Annotated in this window: 6 protein-coding genes; 2 read left to right on the forward strand and 4 right to left on the reverse strand. The window is 58.1% G+C overall.

Annotated features, from left to right (window positions below; translation table 11 throughout):
- Nucleotides 1-69: 69 nt before the first annotated feature.
- From mdtC to DEU53_RS08240, 3 genes are read right to left on the reverse strand one after another with little or no spacing between them, the layout of a single operon-like run.
- Nucleotides 70-3,141, reverse strand: coding sequence for a multidrug efflux RND transporter permease subunit MdtC (gene mdtC, locus DEU53_RS08230; protein WP_110866638.1), 3,072 nt, complete (start codon nucleotides 3,139-3,141; stop codon nucleotides 70-72).
- Complete coding sequence (locus DEU53_RS08235; RefSeq protein WP_110866639.1) at nucleotides 3,138-6,260, reverse strand: MdtB/MuxB family multidrug efflux RND transporter permease subunit; 3,123 nt, start codon at nucleotides 6,258-6,260, stop codon at nucleotides 3,138-3,140. Before DEU53_RS08235 ends, mdtC begins: the two co-directional genes overlap by 4 nt.
- Nucleotides 6,260-7,480, reverse strand: coding sequence for an MdtA/MuxA family multidrug efflux RND transporter periplasmic adaptor subunit (locus tag DEU53_RS08240; RefSeq protein WP_110866640.1), 1,221 nt, complete (start codon nucleotides 7,478-7,480; stop codon nucleotides 6,260-6,262). The genes DEU53_RS08235 and DEU53_RS08240 overlap by 1 nt, the downstream gene beginning before the upstream one ends.
- A 240-nt stretch (nucleotides 7,481-7,720) precedes the next feature.
- Here DEU53_RS08240 and DEU53_RS08245 point away from each other — a divergent pair, with 240 nt between their 5' ends.
- A complete protein-coding gene (locus tag DEU53_RS08245) occupies nucleotides 7,721-8,683 on the forward strand; it encodes an aldo/keto reductase (protein ID WP_110866641.1) in 963 nt (320 codons plus the stop codon).
- A gap of 218 nt (nucleotides 8,684-8,901) precedes the next feature.
- Nucleotides 8,902-10,236: a carbohydrate porin gene (locus DEU53_RS08250; RefSeq protein WP_199559687.1), complete on the forward strand. Its 1,335-nt coding sequence runs from the start codon at nucleotides 8,902-8,904 to the stop codon at nucleotides 10,234-10,236.
- Between the two features lie 116 nt (nucleotides 10,237-10,352).
- Here the strand turns inward: DEU53_RS08250 and yegD are convergent, their stop codons facing one another.
- On the reverse strand, nucleotides 10,353-11,705 hold the full coding sequence (yegD, locus tag DEU53_RS08255) for a molecular chaperone (RefSeq protein WP_110866643.1): 1,353 nt from the start codon (nucleotides 11,703-11,705) through the stop codon (nucleotides 10,353-10,355).
- Nucleotides 11,706-11,750: the final 45 nt, after the last annotated feature.

Raw genomic sequence — 11,750 nt, forward strand, 5'->3', positions numbered from 1 at the left:
AAACCTCCACAGTAATGAACGGGTTAAAGTTTACGCTCTTCATGCTACATAGCAAGCGTATGTAGCAGGTCATTCAGCGGCTAACTGAACCTTTTTCTTACGCCGCCGCAACTTATCCATCATCAAATAGACCACCGGCGTGGTGTAGAGCGTCAGCAGCTGGCTCATCACTAAACCCCCGGCGATGGTGATGCCGAGCGGCTGACGCAGCTCCGCGCCGTCACCGCTGGTCAGCACCAGCGGCAGTGCGCCAAACAGTGCGGCGAGCGTGGTCATCAGAATCGGGCGGAAACGCAGCTGGCACGCCTGGAAAATCGCGTCGCGCGGCGACAGATTGCCGTTGCGCTCGGCATCCAGCGCAAAGTCGACCATCATGATGGCGTTCTTCTTCACGATACCGATCAGCAGCAGAATGCCGATCAGCGCAATCAGGCTGAACGGCGTGTTGAACAGCTCCAGCGCCAGCAGCGCGCCGACGCCCGCCGACGGCAGCGTGGAGAGAATGGTCAGCGGATGCACGTAGCTCTCATACAGAATGCCCAGCACGATATAAACCGCCGCAATCGCCGCCAGCATCAGGTAGAGCTGATTGGATTGCGACTGCTGGAACACCTGCGCGGTGCCGGCAAAGCTGCCGCGCACGCTGGAAGGCACGCCAAGCGCGGTGATGGTACGGTCAATAGCTTCAGACGCCTGCGACAGCGATACGCCTTCCGGCAGGTTGAAGGAAACGGTGGACGCCGCCGACAAGCCTTCGTGGTTCACCGATAGCGGCGCGTTGGCCGGTTGCCACTTGGCAAACCAGCTCAGCGGAATCGCTTTGCCGTCGCTGTTAATCACAAACATCTGATCGAGTGAACTGATGTCCTGGGTGTAGCGCGGATCAACTTCCATCACCACTTTGTACTGATTAAGCGGCTGATAAATGGTGGAGATCTGGCGCTGACCAAAGGCGTTATTCAGCAGGGCATTAGCGGCAGAGACATCAATGCCGAGCCGCGCCATGCTTTCACGGTCGTAAGTCAGGTTCATTTCACTGCCGTTGTCCTGCTGATCCGAGTTGACGTCCGCCAGCTCGGGCAGGGCGGCGAACGCCTGACGGATCTTCGGCTCCCATTCGCGCAAATCATTCAGGTTATCCGACAGCAAACTGTACTGATAGCTGGCGTTGGACTCACGTCCGCCAATACGAATGTCCTGCACCGCGTTGAGATAGAGATTGGCACCGGGCTCTTTCGCCAGCTTGATACGCAGCCGGGCAATCACTTCCTGCGCGCTTTCGCTGCGCTCGGAGAGCGGCTTGAGCGAGACGAACATCGAACCGCTGTTGGTACGTGAACCGCCAGTAAAGCCGGTGACGTTATCCACTGCCGGATCGGCTTTGATGATGTTCATGAAATCCTGCAGCTTGCCGCGCATCGCCTGGAACGAAATGCTCTGATCCGCCGAGATAAATCCTTGTAAGCGGCCGGTATCCTGTTCCGGCATAAAGGTTTTCGGGATCGAGATGAACAGCCAAACGGTGAGCGCCACGGTGCCGAGCAGCAACATAAGCACCCAAATGGCGTGATTCAGCACCCAACCCAATGAGCGCGCGTAGCCGTTTTGCACCTTCATCAGCAGCTTGCCGAAACCGCGGATGCGCGGCTGGCTGCGTTTGACCTGCGGTTTCAGCAGATAGGCGCACATCATCGGCGTCAGCGTGACCGAGATAAACAGCGAGATCAGAATCGCCACCGACAGCGTAATGGCGAACTCCGAGAAGAAGCGACCAATAATGCCGCCAATCATCAGCAGCGGCAGAAACACGGCAATCAGCGACAGGCTCATCGACAGCACGGTAAAACCAACCTCGCGCACGCCGGTCAGCGCCGCCTGCAGCGGTTTCATGCCCGCTTCGACGTGGCGCGCAATGTTCTCCAGCACCACAATGGCGTCATCGACGACAAAACCGGTGGCGATGGTCAACGCCATCAGCGACAGGTTATTCAGGCTGAAGCCACACAGATACATGGCGGCGAAGGTGCCAATCAATGAAACCGGCACCGCAGCGGCGGGGATCAGCGTGGCGCGCCAGTCACGCAGGAAGGCAAACACCACCAGAATCACCAGCGCGACGGCGATGATCAGCGACTGCTCCACTTCATGCAGCGAGGCGCGAATCGTTGGCGAACGGTCCTGCGCAATTTGCAGATCGATGGCGGCGGGGATCACGTCATGCAGTTCCGGTAATTCGCCACGAATGCGGTCGACGGTATCGATGATGTTGGCTTCCGGCGATTTACGCACCACCAACAGCACCGCCGCTTTACCGTTGGTCATCCCGGCGTTGCGTACATCCTGCACCGAATCCTGCACGTTAGCGACATCGCTGAGGCGCACCGCCGCACCGTTGTTGTAGTGCACCACCAGCGGCTGATATTCGCTGGCGGTTTGCAATTCTCCATTAGTACGTAACTGCCAGCGCTGCTGCACGTCATCAATCGCGCCCTGCGGACGGCGCTGGTTGGCGTTGCTGATGGCGGTGCGCACCGCATCCAGTGATACGCCCTGGTTGAACAGCGCCTGCGGATTGAGTTCAACGCGCACCGCCGGCAGCGAACTGCCGCCGACCGTCACATCGCCCACGCCCTCAATCTGCGACAGTTTCTGCGCCAGTTGCGTTGAGGCGTAATCATACAGCTGACCGGGATTATAAATGTCCGAGGTCAGCGTCAGGATCATGATCGGCGCATCGGAAGGGTTGGCTTTGCGATAGCTGGGACGGCTCGGCATGCCGGTTGGCAGCAGGCTTTGCGCGGCGTTGATCGCCGCCTGCACATCGCGCGCCGCACCGTTGATGTCGCGATCAAAATCGAACACCAGAATGATGCGCGTGCTGCCTAGCGAGCTGGTGGAGGTCATTTCGCTGACGCCCGCGATGCGTCCCAGAGAGCGCTCCAGCGGCGTTGCCACCGATGCCGCCATGGTTTCTGGCGACGCACCGGGCAGCGAAGCCGAAATCAAAATCACCGGGAAATCCAGCTGTGGCAGCGGCGCCACCGGCAGCAGACGGAAGCCGAGAATACCGGCCAGCGCAATCGCCAGCGTCAGCAAAGTGGTGGCGACCGGACGATGGATAAACAGCGCGAAAAACTTCACGACTGCGCCTCCGGGCGCTTAAAGCGACGGCGCGTTGCGTGCGACAGGCGATCAAACAGCAGATAGATCACCGGCGTGGTGAACAGCGTCAGCACCTGGCTCACCACCAAACCGCCCACCATGGCGATGCCCAGCTGACGACGCAACTCCGCGCCAACGCCGGTGCTCAGCATCAGCGGCAGTGCACCGAGCAGTGCCGCCAATGTGGTCATCAGAATTGGGCGGAAACGCAGCAAGCACGCCTGATAAATCGCCTCGCGCGGCGGCATGCCTTGCTCACGTTCCGCTGCCAGCGCGAAGTCGATCATCATGATGGCGTTTTTCTTCACGATACCGATCAGCAAAATAATGCCGATAATGGCGATGATATCCAGCTCATTACCGCTCAGCATCAGCGCCAGCAGCGCGCCGACACCGGCGGTGGGGAGCGTCGAGAGAATGGTGATGGGATGGATAAAGCTCTCATACAACACGCCGAGCACGATATACATCGCCACCACCGCCGCCACAATCAGCCACACGGTGCTGGACAGCGCCGCTTCAAAGGCCAGCGTGCTGCCCTGGAACTGCGTCATCATTTCGGCGGGCATGCCCACCTGATCTTCCGCTGCGCTCACCGCTTTCACCGCATCGCCCAACGAATACCCTTCCGCGACATCAAACGAGAAGGTCGCCGACGGGAACTGGTCGAGATGGTTAATGCTGAGCGCGGCGTGGCGCTGCTCAATCTGCGCGATGGCGCTAAGCGGCACGCTGCCGCCGTCGCTGCTGGTCAGGCGAATGCCGTCGAGGCTCGCCAGTCCTGGCGTGGCATCGCTGTTCTGCTCCAGCACCACGCGATACTGATTAGCCTGGGTGTAAATGGTGGAGATCAGGCGCTGGCCAAAGGCGTTATACAGCGCGTTATCCACGTCGGCCATGCTGATGCCGAGGCGGCTGGCGCTGTCACGATCGACTCTTACAAAAGCTTCCAGACCTTGATCCTGCCAGTCGCTGCTGACGTCGCGCAGTTGTGGCAGCGTGTTAAGTTGCGCCAGCAGTTTCGGCACCCACAAACTCAGCGACTCCAGCGAACCCGATTGCAGAGTGAACTGGTACGGCGTACGGCTCGCCTGGGTATCAATGGTCAAATCCTGCACCGGCTGCAGCCACAGCGAAATGCCCGGCACTTTGGCTAACGCCTGTTGCAGACGCTGCTGCACAGCCGGAATGCGATCGTCACGCTCATCCAGCGGCTTAAGGTTGATTTGCAGGCGCGCGCTGTTGAGCGCGGCGTTGGTGCCATCGACGCCGACAAACGAGGTCATGCTCTGCACCGCCGGATCTTTCATGATGATCGAGGCGACATCGCGCGTGCGCTCTGCCATGTTGGCGTAAGAGACCGACTGTGGCGCCTGCAAGGTGCCCTGAATAATGCTGTTATCCTGCTGCGGGAAGAAGCCTTTGGGGATCACGATCCACAGCAACACGGTGATCAGCAAGGTGCCGAGCGCTACCGATAAGGTGATCCACGGATGCAGCAGCACGCGCGTTAAGCCGCGTCCGTAACGGGCAATAATGCGGTCAAACATCGCTTCGCTGGCCCGCGAGAAGCGGTTCTGCTTGCGCAGCGATTCAGCGCTTAACATGCGGGCGCACATCATCGGCGTCAGCGTCAGCGACACCACGGCGGAGATCAAAATCGCCACCGCCAGCGTCACGGCGAATTCGCGGAACAGGCGGCCAATCACATCGCCCATAAACAGCAGCGGAATGAGCACCGCAATCAGCGAGAAGGTGAGGGAGATAATGGTAAAGCCAATCTCGCCCGCGCCTTTCAGCGCCGCCGTCAGCGGCTTTTCGCCCTTTTCGATATAGCGCGAGATGTTCTCGATCACCACGATGGCGTCATCAACCACAAAACCGGTGGCGATGGTCAGCGCCATCAGCGTCAGGTTGTTGATCGAGAAGCCCAGGAAATACATCGCGGCAAAGGTGCCGACCAGCGACAACGGCACGGCGACGGCGGGAATGAGGGTCGCCGGAACGTTACGCAGGAACAGGTAGATGATCATCACCACCAAACCCATCGCCAGCATCAGTTCGTGCTGGGTATCGCTAACCGAAGCGCGGATGTTGGTGGTGCGGTCGGTAAGCAGTTTCACCTCCACCGATTTAGGCAGCGTGGCGGTTAATCCGGGCAGCATGGCGCGAATATTATCGGCGGTGGCGATGATGTTAGCGCCGGGCTGGCGCTGCACGTTGAGCACAATCGCCTGCTGACGGTTCGCCCAGGCGCCCAGCCAGCTGTTTTCGGCACCTTGTTCGATGGTCGCCACATCGCCCAGTCGCACCGGCGCGCCGTTGTTATAGCTGATGATCAGCTTGCGATAGTCTTCCGCCGAGGTCATCTGATCGTTAGCCGACAGGGTAATTGAGCGCGTTGGGCCGTCGAGGCTGCCTTTCGCCGAATTGACGTTAGCGTTAGTAATGGCGGTGCGCACCGATTCGCTGGTCAGGCCGAGCGCAGCCAGCGCCTGAGTGTTCATTTTCACACGCACCGCAGGACGTTGCCCGCCCGACAGCGTGACTAAACCCACGCCCGACACCTGAGAAATCTTCTGCGCCACGCGCGTTTCCACCATGTCCTGCACCTGCGTGAGCGGCATGCTGGTGGTGGTGACGGCGAGCGTCATGATCGGCGGGTCGGCCGGATTTACTTTACTGTAGACCGGTGGATTTGGCAGATCGCTCGGCAGAAGATTGGTGGCGGAGTTGATCGCTGCCTGTACTTCCTGCTCGGCAACATCCAGTGGCAGCGTCAGCTGAAACTGCAATGTGACAACCGACGCGCCGCCCGAACTCTGCGACGCCATCTGCTTCAGGCCGGACATCTGGCCAAACTGGCGTTCCAGCGGCGCGGTAATGGAAGAGGTCACCACATCGGGAGAAGCGCCGGGATAGAGCGTAACCACCTGAATGGTCGGATAATCGACTTCAGGTAACGCGGAGACCGGCAGAAAACGGTAGCCGAGCACGCCGGCTAACAGAATGGCGATCATCAGCAGCGTGGTGGCGACCGGGCGCAGAATAAACAGGCGCGAAGGTCCACCGCTGCTGTCAGGAGGCATCACCTGCATTATTGACGCTCTCCGCGTGCGGGCTGCGCAGCGCGCGTGCTGTGGGTCGCGGCGCTTTGCGGTGCCACCACTTCAACGGTGGCACCTTCCGTCAGGCGATCGAGCCCGTCGGTCACCACGCGTTCGCCTGCTTCGAGGCCCGCACTGATCACCACTTTCTGGCTATCCTGTAACCCAGCGGTGACGCGTTTTTTGCTCACTTTGTTGTCGCTGTTGACCACCCAGACAAAGTGACCGTCGTTGCTCATCTGCAACGCGGCGGTGGGGATCACCACCGCATCCTGCAAGGTGTCCACTTTCAGACGCGCATTGACAAACTGATTAGGGAACAGCGTATCATCTTCGTTGCTGAAGCGTGCTTTGAGTTTGATGGTGCCGGTGGTGGCATCAATCTGGTTATCGAGGCTCAACAGCGTGCCGCTGGTCAGCAGCGTTTTGTTGCTGCGATCCCAGGCTTCGACGATCAGCGGCTGTCCGCTTTTCTGCGCTTTGAGGATTTGGCTGATGTTGTTCTCGGCGACGCTGAACACCACGTCAATGGGGTGCGTTTCGGTGATCACCACCAATCCGGTGGTATCGCCGGAGGTGATGTAGTTGCCGACATCCACCTGCTTCAAGCCGACGCGTCCACCAATCGGCGCAGTGATGCGGCTGTAGGTGAGATTGAGCTGGGCGCTGGCGACGTTGCCTTCATCAGCTTTAAGGGTGCCGAGCGTTTCGCTCACCAGCGAACGTTGCGTATCGAGTTCCTGCTGCGATACCAGCGAGGTTTTCGCCAGTTTTTCATAGCGACTGAGATCGCGGCGCGCGTTGGCAAGCGTAGCCTGGTCTTTTGCCAGTTGGCCCTGCGCCTGAGTTAACGCCACCTGATAAGGGCGCGGATCGATTTCCGCCAGCAGCGCGCCAGCGGCCACTTGCTCTCCTTCCTGGAAGTGCAGCGCCATCAATTGGCCGTCAACGCGGCTGCGCACCGTAACGGTGTTGGCGGCGGTCACGGTGCCAAGGCCACTGAGGAAATACGGCACGCTTTGGGTGGTGGCAGCGGCGGCTTGCACTGGCGCTAAGGGGCGTTTGCCACCTGCGCCGCGACCACGCTGCTGCTGACCTTCGGCCTGCGGCTGTTTATTCGGTTCCGCTGGATGCTGCCACCAATAATAGCCGCCCGCCAGCACGGCAATCACGGCTACGGCCAGTAAGCTTGTTTTAATTCGACGGTTCATCAAGGCGTGTGCTCTCCAGCATTTCTCGTTTTCCCCAATGCGAAATATAAAAATAGCCATTTCGCAAACGAATGATTGTAGTCGCCCGGACCGGGCAAAAATTGAAGGAAATAAGAATATCGCCCCATTGAAGGTAAGTATTCATATTCTGTAAATATTCTGCCAGCAATAGGCATAAGCGCGGCAATTTCCTTTGCTAAGCTCAATACAGACCTGTCTCGTTTGAATAAGGAGAACAAAATGAGTCAACAGAAACTCCGCCAGCTCGGCGACAGCGGTATTGAAGTTCCCCGTCTCACCTTTGGCGGCAATGTGTTTGGCTGGACGGTGGATGAGAAAACCTCATTTTCCCTGCTTGATGCGCTGGTGGAGAAGGGCTTGTTCTTCATCGATACCGCCGACGTTTATTCGCGCTGGGCGCCGGGTAATGAAGGTGGCGAATCGGAAACCATCATCGGTAAATGGCTGAAGAAAAGCGGCAAGCGCGACAGCATCGTGCTGGCCACCAAAGTCGGCATGGAGCTGTCGCCGGAGAAAACCGGCCTCAAGCCGGCTTACATTCGTCAGGCGGTAGAAGATTCGCTGCGCCGCCTGCAAACCGACGTCATCGATCTTTATCAGGCGCACCGCGATGATGACGCGACGCCGCTGCTGGACACGCTGAAAGCCTTCGATTCGCTGATCAAAGAGGGCAAAGTGCGTGCCATTGGCGCGTCTAACTATAACGCTAAACGTCTGCAGGAAGCGCTGGACGTGAGCAAGCAACATGGCCTGGCGCGCTATGAAACCCTGCAGCCGGAATACAATCTCTACGATCGTCAGGAGTATGAAAGCGGTTTGGAGCAGGTTGCGGTGAAAAATGGCCTCGGCGTGATTAACTACTATTCGCTGGCCAGCGGCTTCCTCAGCGGTAAGTACAAAAAGCCAGAAGATGCCAGCAAAAGTCAGCGCGGGCAGGGCATCGTCGACAAGTATCTGAATGAACGCGGCAAGCGCATTGTTGAAGCGCTGGAAGATGTTGCCGCCTCGCACGATGTGTCGGCAACGCAGGTGGCGCTGGCGTGGCAGATTGCCCGTCCGAGCATTACCGCCCCGATTGTCAGCGCCACATCGCTGGAGCAGTTGGATGAGTTGGTGAAAGCCACCCAGCTCGAGCTCAGCAAGCAAGAGATCGAAGAGCTGGCGAGCGCCAGCAAACTGTAAGGTTTTCAGGGACGCTACGGCGTCCCGCTATTTTCCAGCTCTGCCTCACAAAAAATGCCATTTCCCACAAAAGATTTTCAATCATCGACAGACGTCACAATTGCGCTAACGCACTATCATCCTGCAGTAAACTGCGCACATATTTGCAAAAACTGACAAATCCTCAGCACTATCCTCTGTTCGATCCTTTCCAGTAACTTCATATAAGAATAACCATCATGAACAGAAAAGAAGCAGTGCAGCATTTACCCCGCCTGGCAGCGGGAACTCTGATGTTTGCGATGCTGAGTGCATCTGCGCTGGCCGCTGATGCTTTCAGTTACGACTCTCCCTATATGTTTGGTGATTGGGGCGGTTACCGAACGCAGCTGGAAAATGACGGCATAAAATTCGACGTTAACTACACCATGGAAAGCGGCTCCAATCTGGCGGGCGGCGCCGATACCAACACCTCAATGCGCTACAGCGATCAGTGGGCGTTTGGCGCTAACTTCGACCTGGAAAAACTGCTCAACTGGCAGGATGCGCAATTCCAGATGACGATTACCGATCGTAATGGTCAGAACATTTCCGACCAGGTCGCCGATCGTCGCACTGGCATGTTGTCCTCCACTCAGGAAGTGTACGGACGCGGCCAAACCTGGCGTTTAACCCAGTTCTGGTTAAGCAAAGGTCTGTTCGATAACACCGTGAACCTGAAAGCCGGTCGCGTCACCGTTGGTGAAGATTTCGATAACTTTGACAGTAAGTTCCAGAACCTGGCGTTCGGTAGCGGCCAGGCCGGTAACTGGCGTGGCGATCGCTGGTTCAACTGGCCGGTGTCCCAATGGGGCGGCCGCGTGAAGGTGAATATCACACCTGAAGTGTTCTTCCAGGTGGGCTTCTATAACCAGAACCGCGCCAACTACGATCGCGGCGACGGATTCCGTCTTGATACCAGCAACTCAGAAGGCAATCTGGTGCCGGTAGAGTTGGGCTGGAAACCGACGTTAGGCGCCGACAAGCTGCCGGGTAATTACCGTATCGGCTATTACTACTCTTCGGCTAAAGGCGACAACTACGGCAGCTGGCGCGATGGGGCTTATCAAAGCCAGGATCACGCTTACGGCGGCTACGTGCTGTTGCAACAGCAACTGACCGCGCAGGGCGGCGATGCCAGCCGTGGTTTGGGCGTCACCGTTCAAGCGGTGATGAACGACCATAAAACCTCTAAAACGGATAATTATCAGTCGGTTAGCTTCACCTGGAAAGGGCCATTTGATGCGCGTCCGCAGGATGAGATTGGTGTGGGTGCGGCACGTATTCACGTTAACAGCGCTTACACGCGTTCGCAGCGTGAGCAGAACAACGCGAACGGTGAGACCGACTTCAATAGCCCAACCTACCTGCCGATTCAGGATGGCTCAGAGTACAACTATGAGATCTACTACAACGCGCAGCTGACCAAATGGCTGCAATTGCGTCCGAACCTGCAATATGTGGTGGCGCCGGGGGCGGTAAGTGAAGTGAAAGATGCGTTTGTGGGTGGGATCAGTGCGAACGTGAATTTCTAATCTGGCAGAATCTGTGGCTTTGCCCTCTCCCTTTGGGAGAGGGCAGGGTGAAGGGGATAATCGTACGGAGCGGTCTGACCCTCACCCTAACCCTCTCCCGCAAGCGGGAGAGGGGATTATCTGAACATCACTTCAGCCCAGCGGGCGAGGCCGGCGGTCACCGAGGCGAAGTCATCGCCGCTGGCGATAGGCGTATCGGGCAGCGCCTGCTGTAACGCCGCACGCAACACCGGAGAACGTGCGCTACCGCCGGTGAGATAAATCACTTCCGGCTTGGTTTCGCAGGTGGCGAGCGCCAGATGCACTTGCTCCAGAATGCGCTCCAGCGGTTGATTAATCGCTTCTTCCAGCTGCGCAGCGCTAATTTGCGCCTGCAATTGCGCGGCGATAAACGCCAGCGAGGCATCGGTCTCTTTCACCTCCGACAGCGCAATCTTGCTCTCTTCCGCTGCACGCACCAGACGATAGCTCAGCTTCTGCTGCCACACTTTCAGCAGGTGCGCCACTTTGTCGCTGTGTTCAGCATCGCGAATCAAATCGCGCAGCAGTTTGCCGCTGGCCGCGGAATAGAAGTCGCTTTGTGCCGGAACGTCGTTGATCGCCACCGCATTCCACCACGGCAGCGCGGGCAGCGCGGTGCCTTTCTGCGTATTGCCACCGAGCCCCAGCAGCGGCATCAGGGTTTTAAACGCCAGCATAATGTCGAGATCGTTTCCGCCCACGCGGCATCCGCTGTGGCCAAGTAAACTTTCACGGCGATCGGTTTTATGACGCCATTCCGGCCCCATCAGCAGCATCGAGCAGTCGGTGGTACCACCGCCGATATCGACGACTAATACGCGCGTCTCTTTCTGCAGCGTGGCTTCGAAATCGAGGCCCGCCGCCACCGGCTCAAACTGGAACTCCACATCACGAAAACCGGCGCGCTGTGCCGCACGCAGCAGAATGCCCTGCGCCTGCTGGTTAGCCTCTTCGCCGCCTAAACCCTGGAAGTTAATCGGGCGGCCAATCACCGCTTGCTCAATCGGGCGATCGAGCTGGGTTTCGCCTTGCTGACGAATGTGCAGCATCATCGCGCACACCAAATCTTCGAAGAAGGCGATCTGCTGCGGTTTCAGGCCGTTAGCGCCGAGGAAGGATTTCGGTGACTTCACGAACCACACTTCTTCGGGATCGACCATATATTGCTGCAGCGCGGTCAAACCGAACTGCACGCTGCCTGGCGTGACGTCGATATCTTCTTCGCGGTTATAGCGCAGCGCACGCTGCAATAAGGCGGTGCCTTCGCTGTCCGGCGTTGGGACTTGATGATGGCGATGCAGCCATTCGCTGATCGCTTCACGCGTTGGCGCGCAAATCATGGAGGGAAGCAGGCGCTGACCATTCTCCAGTGTCAGCAGGCGCGGCGTGCCATTATCGCTGACCGCAATTGAGCAGTTTGCTGTGCCGTAATCGAATCCGATAAACATATTTATCCCCCATGCCGGAAAAAAGGGGGCGACTTTAGCGCAGCC

The sequence above is a fragment of the Pantoea sp. AG1095 genome (genome assembly GCF_003208415.1).
GTDB classification, from domain to species: Bacteria; Pseudomonadota; Gammaproteobacteria; order Enterobacterales; family Enterobacteriaceae; genus Pantoea; species Pantoea leporis.